Source organism: Enterovibrio gelatinilyticus (genome assembly GCF_028683095.1).
GTDB lineage: Bacteria > Pseudomonadota > Gammaproteobacteria > Enterobacterales > Vibrionaceae > Enterovibrio > Enterovibrio gelatinilyticus.
The window spans coordinates 134881-152295 of record NZ_JAJUBC010000009.1 but is presented as its reverse complement, the minus strand read 5'-3'; the positions used below and the strand labels follow the sequence as shown (position 1 = coordinate 152295).

14 protein-coding genes are annotated in these 17415 nt (G+C 47.0%); 9 read left to right on the top strand and 5 right to left on the bottom strand.

The window, feature by feature from the left end; translation table 11 throughout:
- Positions 1-47: 47 nt before the first annotated feature.
- On the bottom strand, positions 48-1661 hold the full coding sequence (locus LRP50_RS09915) for a GMC family oxidoreductase (protein WP_274164302.1): 1614 nt from the start codon (positions 1659-1661) through the stop codon (positions 48-50).
- A 431-nt stretch (positions 1662-2092) separates the two neighbouring features.
- Between LRP50_RS09915 and LRP50_RS09910 the strand changes: the two genes are divergently transcribed.
- The 3 genes from LRP50_RS09910 to LRP50_RS09900 all read left to right on the top strand — a co-directional run bounded on the left by LRP50_RS09910 (position 2093) and on the right by LRP50_RS09900 (position 5173).
- The gene (locus LRP50_RS09910; protein WP_337992911.1) at positions 2093-3256 is read left to right on the top strand and encodes a TRAP transporter substrate-binding protein; all 1164 of its coding nucleotides are present in this window, start codon (positions 2093-2095) and stop codon (positions 3254-3256) included.
- Positions 3257-3346: 90 nt separating this feature from the next.
- Complete coding sequence (locus tag LRP50_RS09905) at positions 3347-3874, top strand: TRAP transporter small permease (RefSeq protein WP_017010819.1); 528 nt, start codon at positions 3347-3349, stop codon at positions 3872-3874.
- 9 nt (positions 3875-3883) lie between these two features.
- The gene (locus LRP50_RS09900) at positions 3884-5173 is read left to right on the top strand and encodes a TRAP transporter large permease (protein WP_017010818.1); all 1290 of its coding nucleotides are present in this window, start codon (positions 3884-3886) and stop codon (positions 5171-5173) included.
- 110 nt (positions 5174-5283) lie between these two features.
- On the opposite strand, the gene LRP50_RS09895 is transcribed toward LRP50_RS09900, so the two are convergent.
- Positions 5284-6045, bottom strand: a complete 762-nt coding sequence (locus LRP50_RS09895) for an IclR family transcriptional regulator (RefSeq protein ID WP_274164300.1) — start codon at positions 6043-6045, stop codon at positions 5284-5286.
- A gap of 137 nt (positions 6046-6182) precedes the next feature.
- Between LRP50_RS09895 and LRP50_RS09890 the strand changes: the two genes are divergently transcribed.
- From LRP50_RS09890 to LRP50_RS09870, 5 genes are read left to right on the top strand one after another with little or no spacing between them, the layout of a single operon-like run.
- Positions 6183-7136 (top strand): Bug family tripartite tricarboxylate transporter substrate binding protein, encoded by a 954-nt coding sequence (locus LRP50_RS09890; RefSeq protein WP_274164299.1) that lies wholly within the window; start codon positions 6183-6185, stop codon positions 7134-7136.
- A 49-nt stretch (positions 7137-7185) separates the two neighbouring features.
- Entirely contained in the window at positions 7186-7638 is a 453-nt protein-coding gene (locus tag LRP50_RS09885; RefSeq protein ID WP_274164298.1) for a tripartite tricarboxylate transporter TctB family protein, read from the top strand.
- 15 nt (positions 7639-7653) lie between these two features.
- Positions 7654-9138 (top strand): tripartite tricarboxylate transporter permease, encoded by a 1485-nt coding sequence (locus LRP50_RS09880; protein WP_274164297.1) that lies wholly within the window; start codon positions 7654-7656, stop codon positions 9136-9138.
- Positions 9139-9140: 2 nt separating this feature from the next.
- Positions 9141-10721 carry a gamma-glutamyltransferase family protein gene (locus LRP50_RS09875; protein ID WP_274164296.1) on the top strand — a complete coding sequence of 527 codons (1581 nt, stop codon included), beginning with the start codon at positions 9141-9143 and terminating at the stop codon, positions 10719-10721.
- A gap of 22 nt (positions 10722-10743) precedes the next feature.
- The gene (locus LRP50_RS09870; protein ID WP_274164295.1) at positions 10744-11475 is read left to right on the top strand and encodes a DUF599 domain-containing protein; all 732 of its coding nucleotides are present in this window, start codon (positions 10744-10746) and stop codon (positions 11473-11475) included.
- Between the two features lie 145 nt (positions 11476-11620).
- Here the strand turns inward: LRP50_RS09870 and LRP50_RS09865 are convergent, their stop codons facing one another.
- From LRP50_RS09865 to LRP50_RS09855, 3 genes are all read right to left on the bottom strand, one after another.
- Positions 11621-12424 carry an IclR family transcriptional regulator gene (locus tag LRP50_RS09865; protein WP_274164330.1) on the bottom strand — a complete coding sequence of 268 codons (804 nt, stop codon included), beginning with the start codon at positions 12422-12424 and terminating at the stop codon, positions 11621-11623.
- A gap of 124 nt (positions 12425-12548) precedes the next feature.
- On the bottom strand, positions 12549-14306 hold the full coding sequence (locus tag LRP50_RS09860) for a cobaltochelatase CobT-related protein (RefSeq protein WP_274164294.1): 1758 nt from the start codon (positions 14304-14306) through the stop codon (positions 12549-12551).
- Positions 14303-15286, bottom strand: coding sequence for an AAA family ATPase (locus tag LRP50_RS09855; RefSeq protein WP_274164293.1), 984 nt, complete (start codon positions 15284-15286; stop codon positions 14303-14305). The genes LRP50_RS09860 and LRP50_RS09855 overlap by 4 nt, the downstream gene beginning before the upstream one ends.
- Before the next feature lie 209 nt (positions 15287-15495).
- Between LRP50_RS09855 and xsc the strand changes: the two genes are divergently transcribed.
- Positions 15496-17307 carry a sulfoacetaldehyde acetyltransferase gene (xsc, locus tag LRP50_RS09850; RefSeq protein WP_274164292.1) on the top strand — a complete coding sequence of 604 codons (1812 nt, stop codon included), beginning with the start codon at positions 15496-15498 and terminating at the stop codon, positions 17305-17307.
- Positions 17308-17415: the final 108 nt, after the last annotated feature.

Sequence of the window (17415 nt, the reverse complement as noted above, 5' to 3'; positions counted from 1 at the left end):
CGATTTGATCGCCAATTGCTGTGTTTTTAAGGCGTGATTCTCAATATCTAATGTGGGATAGCGTTGTCTTCCAAAATCATGTCTGATGCCTTTTCTGCGATCATAATGGTGGGTGCATTGGTGTTGCCAGAGGCGATCTCCGGCATGATCGATGCGTCTACCACACGCAAACTCTTCACTCCATAAACCTGTAGTCTTGGGTTCACGACGGCCATGTCATCAATGCCCATTTTGCAGGTGCTTGTCGGGTGATAAATGGTTTGGCTGTATTCTCTCGCCGCGACCAGCAATTCTTCATCGGTTTGGTATTTCTCTCCAGGTACATATTCACTCAAAATATGCTCAGAAAGCGGTGGCGTGCTGGCGATATTTCGGGCCACTTTTATCGCATTGATGATCACGGTTTGGTCGCGTTCGTCCGAAAGGTAGCGGGGCTGAATGGCAGGATGCGCAAGGGGATCCGTAGAAGTGATTTTTACACTTCCTCGGCTGTAAGGGCGAAGTTGACACACTGATGCAGTAAACGCAGAAAATGGGTGTACGCCATCTCCCGGCTTATCCGCACTGAGCGGTTGCATGTGAAATTGAATATCTGGGCGTGTTAAATGAGGGTCTGATTGGGTGAAAATGGTGACTTGGCTTGCCGCCAGCGTCAGTGGGCCAGTGCGATTAAAGAGATATTGCATCGCCACCATGACGCGTTTTACGAGACTGTTTAATTCATCATTGAGCGTTCGTTCGCTGGTTTTGAATACCAATCGGACTTGAAGGTGATCTTGCAAATTTTCCCCTACGCCTGCTAGATCATGTAACACCGGAATATTGAGTTCATTGAGCAGAGAAGCTGGGCCAATGCCAGAAAGTTGAAGCAGTTGCGGTGATCCGATGGCGCCTGCGCTCAAAATGACTTCACGATTTGCCATGATTTGACGTTTTACATTGTCTTTAAGCACTTCAATACCGATGGCAGTTTTGCCTTCAAACAGTACTTTTGACACATGGTGATGGGTAAGAATATCTAAATTTTCTCTGTGTTTAGCGGGGCGTAGAAAGGATTTTGCCGTACTCCAACGAAAGCCCTTATATGCCGTTTGTTGGAAGTATCCGACGCCTTCTTGAACGTCACCATTGCAATCAGGATTGTAGGGGATGCCTAGCTTAATTGCTGAGTTAATAAAATGGTCAGCAATGGGGCGACGTAATCGTAAATCACTGACTTTTTGCGGACCGTTTACGCCGTGATAATCATCCGAGCCGCGTTCTTGGTCTTCTGATTTTTTAAAGTAGGGTAGAACTTCTTGATAAGACCAGCCTTGGTTCCCCAACGCTGCCCAATGGTCGTAATCTTCCGCTTGCCCGCGAACATACAACAAACCATTGAGTGCGCTAGAGCCCCCAAGCACTTTTCCTCTTGGCCATTGTAATTGGCGTGAATTAATACCGGGATCAGGCTCGGTGACATAACACCAATCTGTTTTTGGGTTATGCATCGTTTTGAAATATCCCACCGGTATATGCAACCAAGGATTGTTGTCTTTCCCGCCAGCTTCTATCAAAAGTACCCGAATGGAAGGGTTTTCGGACAGCCTGTTGGCGAGTACGCACCCTGCTGATCCCGCACCGACCACGATAAAATCGTAATGATTTGAAGATAATCCCATCTTTTTTCCTTCTCCCTGTTTGCTAGTAGATGTCATGAATTCAAGGCGACATCCTCTTGACTCAATCCAAACTTGGAAATTCTCAAACATTAAAATATGAGACTAGTTATCTCGATTTTCATAGTCAAGGCTTGAATTTTGGTTTTTCTATGCCATAAATGGAATGGTCCGGTTCGAAAATTAACCAGCCATTAACATTTTGGTGGTTGGAGAATGATGACGAACGTAGGGCAAATCTATCGACTGAACGTTGGATTGCTTGGATTACAGAGCGCGATGAGTGAACACAGACCGCTCTGTTTGAGAACGCAAATGTCGGCATGCCAGCGTAAACGTTTGAGCGAAAGCCAACACAAAGGAGTGCGAGCATGAGCAAAAATCGGGAGATACTCACGAGAAGGGACTTTATGAAGGTGTCCGCCCATTTTGGGATGACATCAACCCTGATCGCCGCGGGTACATTGGGAGTAGGAGCCACCGTATCTACGCTGGCGAGAGCCGCCGAGAATACCCAAAACGAACGCTATTCTGCACCGCCAAAATTCCAATTGAAATTTGGTGCGTCAGGTTTTAACGAGAAAAACCTCGATATTCAAAAATCGGCACAGCTTTTTTTCGCCAGAGACCTTGAACAACGGACAAACGGCGCGATTCGCGTTGAGTTTATTGGTAGTAACCAAATCTGTGGACAAACCAACTGTGTGAAAAAAACACAGCAGGGCATTGTCGACATGTATTCGGCGTCGACCCAAAACTCCGCAGGGGGCGCACCGTATCTCAATGTGCTGGATTACGCTTACATGTTCCCATCCCGCGCGTCTCAATTTCATTTTTTCTACAGTAAGAAAAGCGAACCGTTATTTAGAGAGCCCCTCCGCCAGCGTCATAAATTGCAATTCTTGTTTACTCACTGCGAGTTACGAGGCATTCAACTTGGCTTGAAATGGAAAGATAAGCCATTAGTGACGTCCATCGATCAACTTGCTGGGACAAAAAACCGTGTAACGGGCACGCAACTCGGGCGAATCGCCATGCAGTTGATGAACCTCAACCCTGTCCCGATCGCTTGGGAAGAAACGTTGGATGGCTTGAAACAGGGCTTGATCGACGGTGCTGAAACATGGATGGGCGCGGTGGCGTACGCCGGTATGGCACCCGTGGTATCACAATGTGTTGATCTCAAGTTCTTCTCTGGCACAGAACACACGGCGATGAGTTTGCCTGTGTTCGATAAGCTGGGCTCAGATCTTCAAGACGATGTGATGGAGTCAGCGTATGTTGCGCAAATCTTCACCCAAGGCATGAATGAAGCGGCGCTTACTGACATTGTCGGTGCGACGAACCCACCAAGACCAGGCACCATTTTCGCAGAAAACAACACCCGTGTTGCGACTTTGTCTGACGCTGAACTGCGCAAAGCCGAGGAAATGTGTTCGCCAGAGTTCAACCCCGAACCTTGGGAACAATGGCGCGATCGCTTGAACAAGTGGTCGGGTGGTCACGATACCTACCAAGAAATCTACGACATTGCGCGAGAAATTCCTCGCGACACGCAAGTTGTCAATGTGCCACCACAACGCTGGTGGACGAGCTAAATATCGTCGTGCAGTGCCTGTTTGCTGATGTGAAAACGCATCCGCAAACGGGCCTGCGCGTATCTTTATTCAATGATCTGTGAGGTCAGCATGAAACCGCTACATACCTTGCTCAAATGGTTAGATGAAAACACGGAAAAGGTCATCATCTTGATCACCTATTCAAGTATGGCTGGCATTATTTTCGTAGAGGTTGTTCGGCGGTTTTTGTTCAACCAACAAGTGCCATGGAGCACCACGGTGCCCGTGCTACTTTTCCTCTGGGTAACCTGGTTCGGTGCCTCATACAACATAAAGAAACGTACACATTTAGCCTTAACAGAAATTCGCGCGCGGCTTTCTTATCGTCTTCAATTTTGCTGTCTGGTGTTAGATGCGGTGCTTTGGATCGCCTTCGCTGGCATCGTGATTTATCACGCCACCAATCAAACCTATATCGCTTACGACAACTTCGCGATTGTGGGGGGAACGGATGATGTCATGGAGTGGTGGTTCTATCTTGCAACACCGCTTGCGTGGGTACTTATCGTGATCCGCGTGCTGCAAAACTTAGCCAAAGACATTAAGCAATATCAGCGTAAAGAGCCGTTTGTGCTTCAAGCGTCGTTACTGGATTAGGAGCAGAATATGGAAGACGGCACACTTATCACGCTGATCTCTCTTGGCGTAACACTGCTTTTTATTATCGGCGTTCCCATTTTTCTCGTGATTGGTTTTTGGGTTGTGGGTTGTAGCTTGGTCATTGATTTTACCCTTGCCAACATTGGCGTGACCTTGTTTGAAGGGTTGAATTTCTTTGGCTTATTAGCGTTGCCGCTGTTCATCATGACAGGGGATTTGATCAATGCGGCGGGCATTGCCAAACGCATGTCGGATTTCGCGTATTCCATATTGGGATGGGTGAGAGGCGGCTTGGGCATGGCGACCATCGGCGCGTGCGGCATGTTCGCGGCCATTTCCGGTTCGAATGCGGGTACAACAGCGACGATCGGTTCCATCATGCAACCCGAAATGGCAAAGAACAATTACGATGAACGTTTCGCTGCTGCCACCGCTGCGGCAGGGGGCACGGTGGGGATCATTATCCCGCCGAGCATCATCTTTATCGTTTATGGCTTCTTACTGGATCTCTCCATCAGTGACCTGTTCGTCGGTGGCATGCTGCCGGGATTACTCATGGTGATCGCCATGCAATTGGCGTGTTACATCGTTTGTAAGAAAAACGGTTGGGGCAATCTCATCAAGTTTGAACCTAAGCGTATTCTGAAAACGGGCTTGAAAGCTTACCTTGGCATCATTGCTATCGGCATTGTGATATACGGCATTTATTCGGGTGCGTTTTCTCCGACGGAAGCGGCGGGTGTGACGGTCGGGTTTTGTCTGATTGCGGGTGTGCTGATCACGCGCCAAATCAAGCTGCGTGAACTGCCGAACATCTTACTTCGCTCCGGGCAAATCACAGGCATGCTAGCGCCCTTGATTGCAGTGTCTGTGGTGATGCAGCAGTTGCTTTCCTTGTTGGGGGCGGGCGAAGTGGTGCGAGGGTGGATGTCAGCGATTGGCGATCCCACCTTTGTGTTGATTGCCTGCATGATGTTGGTGCTGCTGGCAGGAACCGTGTTGGAGAGCCTGCCAAATACCATCATTCTCGCACCCATCCTCGCCCCGATTGCTTACAGTGTGGGGGTCGATCCTATCCACTTTGCGGTGATCTTCTTGGTCGGTGATGCCATTGGCTTTATTACGCCGCCGTATGGGTTGAACCTGTATGTCGCCAGTGGAATAACGGGGATACCGTACTTCACCATTGTGAAATATGTACTGCCGTATCTGTTTGCGCTCATGGTCGCGTGGATGATCATTGCATTCTGGCCGCCACTCTCAACCTATTTGGTGCAATTCTCGGCGGTCGGCTAGACAGCTTAGATTTCAGAACTAGCAGAAATCATCTATAACGAAAAACGGCGCTTTCTAACAGCGCCGTTTTTGTTTCTGGCCAGTATTCGGGCGTATATGATCATATTTATTTATCTGGAAGGGATTCGGATGAATGATGCAACTTCTTGTATTATTGGGAAAACCTTTTTTATTAAGCGTTTATCATCCCATTCGCTTGTTTTAAATATTGCGACAATGCAGGCTATTATCTCTTTGTCATAATTAAGTATAGGCACTGAGATATTTATCTTTCCATGACTGATCTCTTGATTAGTTATGCAATATCCATTTTGCTTGAACTTCTGCACTTCATTCTTGATGTCTTCTTCATTTGTGATTGTCAGTGGCGTGAATGGTTTTTTGGCTTCCTTCTCCAAAATTGAGTCAACCTTGTTATCATCAAAAGTGGAAAGGAATATCCTCCCCGAGCTTGTACAGTAAATGGGCACCGTAAAGCCTGGATAATCGTTAGGGTAGGCTTCCGTGATGCTTTGTAGTGGAATGAGATAAACCACTTTTTCTTGGTGATAAACACTGACGCCCACGCGTGCATCCAAGTTCTGACGCAGATTGATAATATGGGGATTTATAGCACTCACCAAATTATTCTGACTGAGGTAACTACTTGCTGGAAGTAGCATTTTTAAGGAGAGTTCATATCGCTTTGAGGTTGGACTCTTGGTCAAATACCCCAGTTCTTCAAGTGTGTAAACATATCGTTGTACCGCACTTTTCCCCATTCCAGTAACTTGAACGAGTTCGGTCAAACTCATGCTTTGCGTTCTCACGTCAAAAGCTTCAATAATTTCAAAGGCTTTCTTAACCGAGCCGACAAATAAGCGATTCTCCATCTACTAAATCCTCAGAAATAAGACATTTGAAAGCAAGATCTGGTTTGCGATCGTAACCTGATCGTTATAGGGTTGTTAACGAAGTAACACAATACACAACTTAGTATTGCAATGCAATATATATGGAGGTAAATATCATGAAGTATCTATTCGCTACTCTTTTTGCTGCGCTTTCTTTTGTCGCCAATTTCACTCAAGCTGCTGAATGGCCAACGAAGACAATTAAACTTACGGTTGGTTATGGGGCGGGTGGAACAACGGACACAGTGTCACGAGTGCTATCCACTGAACTTGAGAAAAGCCTTGGTGAGAAAGTCACCGTCATTAATAAACCGGGAGGTGGCGGATCTGTCGCTGCGGCGTTATCGAAAGCACAGCGCCCAGATGGTTATTCCATTTTTACATTAACGACAGGCGCTGCAGTATTGTCCCCTCATATGCAAAACCTGCCATACGATCCTTTAAATGACTTTTCTTTTATCTCTCAAATTGCCCAGTGGAACCTTGGAATAGTGGCCCCCAAGGATGCTCCTTACTCTTCCATTGAAGAGCTTGTCGAATATGTAAAGCAAAATCCAGGCGAAGTGAGTTATGCAATAGCGGGTGCAGGCACTCCACAACACCTTGCTATGGAGCGTCTCGCGCAACAAGAGTCGCTGAAGTGGAAAGCCATCCCGTTTAAAGGTGGTGCTGCAAGTGTCACTGCGCTGTTGGGTGGGCACGTCGATTTGATGGCTGGAGCAACAGAGTGGTTGCCTCAAGTCCGCTCTGGCGAATTTAAACTGCTTTCAATCATTACCGACAAGCGAATGGCTGAGTTCCCAAATGTACCAACCTTGATTGATGCAGGGTACGAGATCTCTGCGCCTTCTATTTTGGGTATTGCGGGTCCAAAAGGGATCCCAGATGAAGTGGTAGAGCGACTTGCCAGTGCAATAAAAGTCGCGACAGAAACCGAGGGTTTCAAGGCGATTATCGAAAAACTGGCTATGCAGGTGAACTATCTCGACTCGAAGGAATTTGAGGAGAATGTGACAGAAACGTTCCACGAACAAGGCGAAATCATTCAGCTTTCTGGGCTAGGGAAATAGCCCAGTATTAAGCGAGGGGAAGGTTAGAGCAGGAATTCAGGAAGGAATGATGAATCAAAAATTAAAGGACAGATTGTCAGCAGTGGTGCTTGTCATTATTGCTGCGGGTATAGGTGTCATATTAATACCAGAACAGGTTGAAGATACTCAATCTATCGCTTTGTCACCAAGGTTCTTCCCGTACTTTGGTTGTGCGTTGGTCGGTATTGGCGCAAGTTTTCTGTTTATAAGCAGTTTCGATAAAGCCTCTAGTGAACAAGAAACGGTAGCCCCAAAGCAGAATGTTAGAACTTGGCTTCGACCTTCTCTCTCTGTTCTTGTGATAGTCCTATTTATCAGTGTATTTGAGAAATACGGTTTCATCCTTTCTGTATCAGCAATGATGTTTCTGCTCTTTCTTATCAATGGAGTACGACGACTAGCGACGCTAATCATCATACCTATGCTGGTCACCCTCGCTCTCTATGCACTGTTTGTTGTTGGGCTGGGAATGTCCGTTTAAACCAAGGAGGGTTGTATGGAAGGCGAAATCTTTCAATCTGTTATTTCAGTTTTTTCTGTAGTGAATCTTGTCGCTATTTTTGTTGGCGTCGCATTTGGCATCTTTATGGGGGCAATACCCGGGCTAACCGGCACCATGGGTATTGCGTTGATTATCCCGCTCACCTATGGATTTAGTCCTCTAACCGCATTTTGCGTTTTGTTAGGGGCGTATAAAGGGTGTCTTTTTGGGGGGAGTATCCCAGCCATTTTATTGAATACGCCAGGCTCTCCCGCAGCAGCAGCGACTGTTTTGGATGGCTACCCTTTGGCTCAAAAAGGAAGGGGAAGCGAGGCGATGGGGATGGCGCTGTGGGCTTCCGTTATTGCTGATGTTATTGCTACTGTCATATTAGTTCTGGGCGCAGTCTCCCTTGCCAAATTGGCGACGAATTTTGGGCCGCCGGAATTTTCAACCCTAGTACTTTTTGCGCTTCTTGTTGTGGCTGGTGTGTCAGGCAATTCACTTTCGAAGGGGTTGATAGCCGCTTCATTAGGCTTTCTTTTTGGGACTGTCGGGCTAGATCCGATGGTTGCCACACCAAGGTTTACCTTTGATAACGTCAATTTGATGAACGGTATTTCTCTGATGGCGATGCTGATCGGTTTATTCGCCGTTTCTGAGCTCCTGATCCAAGCAGAAAATTTGGTTGAGAAACAGACAGCGAAACAAGCCAACGGCAAAGCCAGTTCATCTATTTCATGGTTTCAAATCAGGGGGAGCTTAAAGACCATCTGCAGAGGCTCATTCATTGGTGTTGTGCTGGGGGCGATACCCGGGTTGGGAGCAACGCCCGCGGCGTTTCTGTCCTATTCCGAGGCAAAAAGGAAATCGGCGACACCCGAGAAATTTGGCCAAGGAGAGTTAGAGGGAGTCGCTGCCGCAGAGTCAGCGAACAATGCTACCTGCGGTGGTGCTTTGATTCCTCTGCTCGCATTAGGTGTGCCAGGAGATGTGACAACTGCTGTCCTGATGGGAGCCTTCCTGATACATGGCTTGGCTCCTGGTCCTGCGCTTTTTAGTGAAGATATTTCGTTGATTTATTCACTGTTCGTCGTGCTTTTTATCGCATCACTGTTTCTACCTCTTGTTGGTAAGGTCGCGATAAAGCTGTTTTTTCAGATTACGAGAATACCCCAAAGTGTCTTGTTGCCCATCATCGCTGTGTTTTGTGTTGTTGGCGTTTATGGGTTCAACAACAGCACGGTCGATCTTTGGATTATGTTGGGGTTCGGTTTGCTGGGTTACGTCATGCGAAAGCTCGATTTTCCTCTTGCCCCAATGATGATTGGCTTTGTTCTTGAGCCAGTGGGTGAACAAGCAGTGCGTCAGGCGCTCACCCTGTCTGAAGGGAATTGGCTCATCTTCGTCTCTACGCCACTTTCTGTGTTGTTTTTAGTTTTATCTATCATATCTGCGGTGGTGATTTTCCGTCGTAACACAAATAAAAATGGAGTTTAACCGTGAGTTTGTCTCAGTCATCGTCTTGGAATATCACTAAAAAGGTCGTTCGTACTCACCGTGGTGTGGTGACCTCACAAAGTCGCATAGCTTCAGAAATCGGTGCTCAGGTTTTAAGAAACGGCGGAAACGCTGTTGATGCTGCAATAGCAACATCGTTCGCTTTAGGCGTCGCAGAACCTTGGATGAGTGGTATCGGTGGTGGCGGCTTTATGGTGGTTCGTTTAGCCAAAACGGACGACGTTAAGGTGATCAACTTCGGTATGAAATCACCTAAGAATCTTGATGTCGAAGACTATCCTTTGGTTGAAGGTTCGGCGACAGATCTGTTTCCTTGGACACGCGTCCATGAAGACAGGAATGTTACTGGTGCGTTGGCGGTGGCTATTCCCGGTCAAGTTGCTGGAATGGGGCTGGCAGCTGAGCATTTTTCATCACTTCCTTGGAAAGAACTCATTCAACCATCAATAGACCTTGCTAAGAAAGGGTTAGCCGTTGATTGGTACGCGCAGCTGATTATTTCTTCCGTAACTAAAGATCTGGTGCTGTATAAAGCCTCCGCCGAGACTTTTCTGGATTCCGGTCTTTTCCCTAAATCTTCTGCTTGGACTTCTCATTCATCAAACGTCTGTGATCAGTCTAGCCTTGCTAAAACGCTGAAGACAATAGCAGAGGAGGGTCATCAAAGCTTTTACCGCGGGGAGTTAGCAAGAACCATTGTCAATGAACTTATCGCAGCAGGTGGCAAGCATTGCTTGGAAGACTTTGAAAGCTACACGGCGACTTTGCAGACTGCAGATAAATACAGTTATCGCGACCATACCATATTTGGTACGCCGTCAATGACTGCCGGACCAACCTTAAAACGCACTCTTTCACTTATGGAGAATTGGCAGCCAGAGGGCAATTCTCCTGACTCAAAAGCCTACAAGGTATATGACACTGCCATTAGGTTGGCCAACGAAGAGCGTTATCGTTTTATGGGGGATGAACGTAAAGAAGTGGCGCCTAGTTGCACGACACATTTTAATGTTGTTGATTCGGAGGGGAATTGCGTATCGGTCACGCAGACACTGCTTTCAATTTTCGGCTCCAAGTTGATGCTGGGGGACAGTGGCATTCTTATGAACAACGGCATTATGTGGTTTGACCCAGAGCCCAATATGCCGAACTCTCTCGCTGCGGATAAATGGTGCTTGGCGAATATGTGTCCCACTATTCTCAAACGCAGTGATGGTCTTTACTTCGCTTTAGGGGCATCGGGCGGAAGAAAAATAATGCCAGCAGTCGCGCAGCTATCCTCGTTTATCTTGGATTATAAGGTGGATATTGAGAAGGCAATGCGGATGCCGAGGATAGATACTAGCCTGAGTGATCTCACGATTGTCGATGACACTATGGATGAAAGTCTCGTTGAGGATTTAAGGGGATCACTACGACAGGTCAAATTAGCCCCACGGACTATATATCCGTTCAATTTCGCTTGTCCGAGCATCATTTCGAGTCAAGTTGAAGATGGCCGGCTTGAAAACTCTGGGATGACAGAGGTGATGTCAGCCTGGTCAGATTCGATCAAAGAGTGAAGGGTGTGATTGGTGAAAGGGGATGACTGAATTTTTACAAAAGCTGAATGACGGCGATCTGATAGCACTTGTTGTCCTCTTTTTGTCTTTATTTCTTTATGAGCCTATAAGTAAAGCGATATTTGGGAAGAATATTTCCAGTCAAATGATGTTATGGAGAAAAGCGTGGGCAACACAAATGCTCTGGCGTCATGAGAGAATTACGGATGTCAGTTTGGTTAGAGGTCTTATTCATAATGTATCTTTCTTTGCGACAACGACTGTTTTTGTCATCAGTGGCTTAGTTGCACTGTTGGGTACGAGTCACTCAATCACCGAAAAAATAAACTCTTTTTCTTATTTGAATGGAACGACAGAGGAGGCTGTGGTTTTAAAAATAACGAGTTTATTGATAATTATGGTGATTGCATTTTTTGAATTTGCTTGGTCTATGAGTTTACACGCGAATTCTTTGCTTATGCTTGGTTCAGCGCCAGAGCCAAGTGAGAAAGACTCAAAAGCAGCGAGCCTTGTTGTCAACAAACTTTCAGAGATGAGTGTCTTAGCGTCATACCATTTTCAATATGGTGTAAGGGCGTATTATTTTGGGATGTCATCTTTGGCCTGGATTATACACCCTTATGTTTTCTATGCTGTATTTCTCATTGTTATTCTTGTTATTTTAAGAAGAGAGTTCTTTTCAAGAGCCTTTAATATAACGTCAATGGAAGACATTGAATGGCCTTCGTCAGGTTCTTCAACGGAGAGTCGCTAAGGGCAGAACGTCGGTTGAATGGAGGAGATATTATGTTTATCAGCGAACCACGTTTACACTGATCAACTCAACTCAACTCAACTCAACTCAACTCAACTCAAGCGAGGCTAGTTGACTGTGGGGCAGTCATCTCTTCCCCACAGAGTCAATGATCATCGCCCCAGCTTTCGTCTTCTATCTTTGCAAATGCCAGAGAAGCCCTTTGCAGTGCGGGCAAGAAATGTAAGGCCTGTTCAGCTTTTAGTCGCATGATGGGAGCCTGAATAGCAACAGCGAGGTTTGACCTTCCGCGTTTAGACGGCACTAGAACGGCTACACACAATAATCCAGGCAAGAATTCTTCATTGTCGATTCCATAGCCGCACGCTTTGACGTTTTCTAATTCTTTCTCCAGAGATGACATATCAATGATTGTTTTCTCGGTGAAAGCTGTCAGTTCTGCGTTACTAAGCAGTCTACGGCGCTGGGAAGGGGCCATATTTGCTAGAAACAATTTACCTGTTGCCGAACAGTGAACTGGTACCTTAGAGCCTGGATGCAAATGGAAACGCAAAGGTGCTTCTGTTTCTACACGGTCTACGTAAATGACTTCACCACCAGACAAAGAGGTGAGGTTGCAGCTTTCGCCAACCTCATCCCGCAATTGGCTTAACACTTGGTGTCTGGCGCTGTGAGTTGTTGAATTTAACAACACATCTTCAGCCAGATGACGTAATCTCGCGCCGCTTCCATAGTGGCGCTCGTCGCCGTCACGTTGAATGATACCTGCGCTTTCAAGCTGCTGAAGCATTCTATGCAGTGAAGGTTTGGGAATATTGGTTTCTTCGGTGAGATCTTGCAATGAGAAGAATTCGTCTTTTTTTGCAATAATTTCCAGCAAAGAGAATAATCGTAATGTTGGTGTATCACCGTCTAAAACGGCCAAATCGGATTTTTTACTGTTTGTCATGGTTATCCCTTCCTCCATACCCGCCATGTATATCAGAGTTTCGGAAAATGACAATAAATCATCTTGGAAAATGAAATCTGTTGCCATTTTTGCCATGTATTCACGTAGATATTCGCTGGTTAGCTTACTTTTGCGAATTCCGCCGTTTTACTCGTGTCTCCCTAACTGACGCCGTAATGTGCGTGATGACGTCGTTAAACGTTGCACTATCGGGCTCGAAATCAACATTTAAGGTTAAGTTTTTAGGGTAGAAGCGACTGAGGTCGGCACCAACACCAATTGCAGCAATGATGTCACCCTGTTTTTCCCTTTGTGCGATGACCTGCCTGAGGTGGTTGTCTAAATAGAAATCATCATTGGTCAGGTTAGTCGCCGTGTCCATGGGACTACCATCAGATATCACCAGCAATACATGTCTTGAGGCATCTATTTGATTCGACCTTGCCGATGCCCATTCAATCGCTTCGCCATCAATTCCTTCACGGAAAATGTCTCCCTTCATCAGTGCGGCAAGGTTTTTAGAGCCCTGACGCCAATGTGTTTTGGCATCTTTAAAGATCAAATGGCAAACTTCGTTCATTCTGCCTGGCATCGCCTGCCTGCTGGTCATTAACCATTGTTTGTAAGGTCGCCCACCATTCCATGCGTGGGTTGTGTATCCAAGAACCTCAGTAGGCACGCCAGCAATGCCAAGCGCCCTGACCAGCCCATCAACGAGATGGACAATATTTTCCATGTGCTGTTTCATGGAGCCTGAGCAGTCAATGAGTATGGTGACAGCGCTATCAGGACGTTCAACGAAGTGTTCTTTAATAAATACGCGCTTTTCCATAGGGGATGAGACAACCTGTGGAAGGCGACCGCCATCGATGTATCCTTCTTCTTCCTCGAATTGCCAACCGTCCCGTGTTTGTTGGTTTAAACAAAGCAGCAGTCTTCTAGCAATTTCCCGAAGGTTAAGTCCCAAATGAGCAAAACGTTTATCAAGGTGTGATCGAAATTCTGCAAGCTGTACTTTTCTCACCAAACTGCATGCTTCAACCTCGGAATCAAACTCGCGGCTAAATATTTGATATTGATGACGATGTGCCACAAAGGACTTGCTGTTTCCTCCTGTGGCTGAAGAGTAGGTGTTTTCAGTATCAATGTCTGCGTTGAGTAATAGCGGAAATGCGCTGAGTATTTGATGTGTTTTATCTTCGTCGTCCTCATCTCGCTGGCATTCGTTCACCATGTCGGACACTTTTTCGGCCAGTGATAATGCATGCCGCCCAAAGTCTCTTTGGTTGTATTTGTTGCGACGAAGACCGGATAATTCTGTACCTAGGCTGGGCACAATACCGGCGCGGGTCGCTTCAATTAAGTCTTCAATCTCTGGGTCGATAGGCATTGAAAAAAGGCGTGACCGAACAATTTGAATCACGGTGAATAGTAAGATACCGAGCTTTGACTCCATGAGGCTTGCATGCAATGCCAGTCTGCTCCATGCATCAAAACGATGGCGAATATTTTGTTGGGTACCCAACTGGCTGCCGTCGCTGAACAAAGCCTCGGTGCGAAATTGCTCCAGTAGGTCGAATAACATTCGCGCCAAAGATTCGGCTGGCATTGTTGATTGATAAAGATCTGCATCACTGAACAAAAGGCGTGATGAAATAGCGTCGGCCCGCCCGCGCTGTGCTTGCGCATCATGGGAAAGATCATCAGCCTGTAAGTGAGCGGCTGAGATCGGCATATACACCGCACCATTGTAAAAATGCTCACCACGAAGCTTGAGCTCCGAGTTGCCTGTTTCTGAGCGGATGGTTGCTAGCGTGAGCTCCCGTCTACGCTGTTGGGCGCGGGTAAAAGGTGCGGGTTCGGAGTGGTGAGCGCGACTCATCTTTCTGTGCCCGTTAAAGCGGAGTCTTCCTCTAAGATTTCCTCATTGAAACAACGTTGATAAAGCTCGTTGATGATTGGCCATTCGGCTTCATCACATTTGTTTAGGAAGGTGAGGCGAAAGGCAACTTTCGGGTCTGTGAAGATTTCGCAATTCTCCGCCCATGTAATCACTGTTCGTGGCGACATTAACGTTGATGTATCACCGGTTGAAAACGCTTGGCGCGTGAGGTTCGCAAGTTCAACCATTTGTGCCACCAGCTTTCGTCCGCGCTCAGTATTGTTGGACGGAACACGAGCTAAAACTATTTTGGCTTCTGCTTTCGGTTCGAGGTAATTGAGTGTCACGACGAGGTTCCATCGGTCGATTTGCGCTTGATTTAGTACCTGAGTGCCATGATAAAGGCCCTGCAAATTACCTAAACCGACAGTGTTGGCTGTGGCAAAAAGACGAAATGAAGGATGCGGCTCTATCACTCTGTTTTTATCTGTCATGACGAGCTTTCCATCTTTTTCAAGCAAGCGCTGAATGACAAACATCACGTCAGGCCTTCCGGCATCATACTCGTCGAGGATCAGCGCGATAGGTCGGCTCGCTGACCAAGGTAGAATGCCATCTTGGAATTCAGTGACCTGCTTTTCATCTCGAATAACCAAAGTATCTTTTCCTACCAAGTCCAATCGGCTGATATGCCCGTCAAGGTTGATTCTCATGCAAGGCCAGTTAAGCCGGGCTGCAATTTGCTCAATGTGGGTGGATTTACCCGTGCCATGTAGCCCTTGAATCAGTGTTCTTCGGTTGTGAGCGAAGCCCGCGAGAATAGCCGTGGTCACTTCTGGATTGAACACATAGTCAGGGTCAATTTTGGGTACCAATTCACTGGTATTAGAAAACGCGGGTACAAGTAAATGCGTATCGATACCGAATACTTCTTTGGCAGACACCAGAATATCGGGCCCTTGTAACATTGTGGTCTCCATTGCTCCTCCTTCAATAATCCTTTCAGCAAGCGTTTGTGCCTCCTGCTTTACCAACGACACCATTTCTCGGTGGTGAGACTTACGAAATAAAACATTCCGCTATTAAATTTATTTATTGACCAATCCCAAAACATGGCATTAACTGGATGTTAAATTCCGTATAACGAAACATTTAATTCCATTTTATGAAATTTGGCAAGGAGAACATAATGAGTGAATCATCAGGGCGTACTGTTGTTGAAGGTCCAACTAAGATGACGCCATCAGAAGCATTTGTGGAAACACTGGTCGCAAACAACGTCACAACGATGTTTGGCATCATGGGATCTGCGTTCATGGATGCGATGGATATCTTTGCGCCTGCTGGGATTCAGATGATCCCAGTGGTGCATGAGCAAGGTGCAGCACATATGGCAGATGGCTATTCACGTGTGTCTGGAAATCATGGGGTGGTGATTGGTCAGAATGGCCCAGGGATCAGCAACTGTGTTACCGCGATTGCGGCGGCTTACTGGGCGCACAGCCCTGTGGTGGTGATCACACCAGAAACAGGAACCATGACCATGGGCTTGGGCGGATTCCAAGAGTGTAATCAGCTGCCAATGTTTCAGGAATTTACCAAATACCAAGGACATGTCACTCATCCAGCAAGAATGGCGGAGTACACGGGTCGCTGCTTTGACAGAGCCATGAGCGAGATGGGTCCAACGCAGCTGAATATTCCGCGCGACTATTTTTATGGCGAAATCACTTGTGAAATTCCAAAACCTGCCCGCTTAGACCGTGGTCCCGGCGGTGAGAAAAGCTTGAATGAGGCCGCTGATATTCTCGCTGAAGCCAAGTTTCCTGTGATCATTTCCGGTGGCGGCGTGGTAATGGCTGATGCTGTAGAAGAGTGTAAAGCGCTGGCTGAGCGTTTAGGTGCGCCAGTGGTAAACAGCTATCTGCACAATGACTCTTTCCCGGCTTCACATCCACAATGGTGCGGTCCACTGGGCTACCAAGGCTCAAAAGCGGCGATGAAATTGATCGCGCAAGCAGACGTTGTTATTGCTTTGGGTTCCCGTCTGGGGCCATTTGGCACCTTGCCACAACACGGTCTCGATTATTGGCCGCAGAACGCCAAAATCATCCAGATTGATGCTGACAACAAAATGCTGGGATTGGTGAAGAAAATTTCAGTCGGTATCTGTGGTGATGCGAAAGCGGCAGCGGTGGCACTGACCGAGCGCTTAAGTAGCCGAGATCTGGCATGTGATAGCAATAAAGAAGAGCGACTTGGCATCATGAAACAGGAAAAAGATGCTTGGGAAAAAGAGCTGGACGAGTGGACGCATGAAAAAGACGCTTTCAGCCTCGACATGATTGAGCATAACGCAAATGAAACGCCATTTTCCGGTGGCGAATATCTCCACCCCCGCCAAGTTCTGCGTGAGCTAGAAAAAGCCATGCCTGAAGATGTCATGGTTTCTACAGATATTGGCAACATTAACTCCATTGCCAATAGCTACTTAAGATTCGAGAAGCCCCGCAGTTTCTTCGCGGCAATGAGTTTCGGTAATTGTGGGTACGCGTTCCCAACCATCATTGGCGCCAAAATGGCGGCGCCAGACAGACCTGCTATTTCTTACGCTGGTGATGGCGCTTGGGGAATGAGTCTGATTGAAACCATGACCTGTGTGCGACACCACATTCCCGTAACGGCAGTGGTTTTCCATAACCGTCAGTGGGGCGCAGAGAAAAAGAACCAAGTTGATTTCTACAACCGTCGCTTTGTTGCGGGTGAGTTGGATAACGAAAGCTTCGCAGAAATTGCACGCGCTATGGGGGCGGAAGGTGTCACTGTAGATCGTTTGGAAGATGTTGGCCCAGCACTTAAAACCGCGATCGACAAACAGATGAACGAAGGGAAAACCACCGTGATTGAGATCATGTGTACACAGGAGTTGGGAGACCCATTCCGTCGCGATGCGCTCTCTACCCCTGTTCGCTTCCTCGAAAAGTATCAGGATTACGTTTAACCGGATGTCGCGAAGTCGACAGCACTGAGAGAGAAAACTCAATAAATAGAGAGTGAGTGTTTGGCCGAGTGCGCTCGGCCAGAGCTCTCTTAAAAATTAACCCGAGAC

Coding starts and splice junctions, on each gene's coding strand:
- LRP50_RS09895 (WP_274164300.1), bottom strand. CDS start 6,045: ATGGAGAATCGCTTATTTGTCGGCTCGGTTAAGAAAGCCTTTGAAATT.
- LRP50_RS09870 (WP_274164295.1), top strand. CDS start 10,744: ATGACTGAATTTTTACAAAAGCTGAATGACGGCGATCTGATAGCACTT.
- LRP50_RS09905 (WP_017010819.1), top strand. CDS start 3,347: ATGAAACCGCTACATACCTTGCTCAAATGGTTAGATGAAAACACGGAA.
- LRP50_RS09885 (WP_274164298.1), top strand. CDS start 7,186: ATGAATCAAAAATTAAAGGACAGATTGTCAGCAGTGGTGCTTGTCATT.
- LRP50_RS09880 (WP_274164297.1), top strand. CDS start 7,654: ATGGAAGGCGAAATCTTTCAATCTGTTATTTCAGTTTTTTCTGTAGTG.
- LRP50_RS09860 (WP_274164294.1), bottom strand. CDS start 14,306: ATGAGTCGCGCTCACCACTCCGAACCCGCACCTTTTACCCGCGCCCAA.
- LRP50_RS09910 (WP_337992911.1), top strand. CDS start 2,093: ATGACATCAACCCTGATCGCCGCGGGTACATTGGGAGTAGGAGCCACC.
- LRP50_RS09890 (WP_274164299.1), top strand. CDS start 6,183: ATGAAGTATCTATTCGCTACTCTTTTTGCTGCGCTTTCTTTTGTCGCC.
- LRP50_RS09915 (WP_274164302.1), bottom strand. CDS start 1,661: ATGGGATTATCTTCAAATCATTACGATTTTATCGTGGTCGGTGCGGGA.
- LRP50_RS09900 (WP_017010818.1), top strand. CDS start 3,884: ATGGAAGACGGCACACTTATCACGCTGATCTCTCTTGGCGTAACACTG.
- LRP50_RS09855 (WP_274164293.1), bottom strand. CDS start 15,286: ATGGAGACCACAATGTTACAAGGGCCCGATATTCTGGTGTCTGCCAAA.
- LRP50_RS09865 (WP_274164330.1), bottom strand. CDS start 12,424: ATGACAAACAGTAAAAAATCCGATTTGGCCGTTTTAGACGGTGATACA.
- xsc (WP_274164292.1), top strand. CDS start 15,496: ATGAGTGAATCATCAGGGCGTACTGTTGTTGAAGGTCCAACTAAGATG.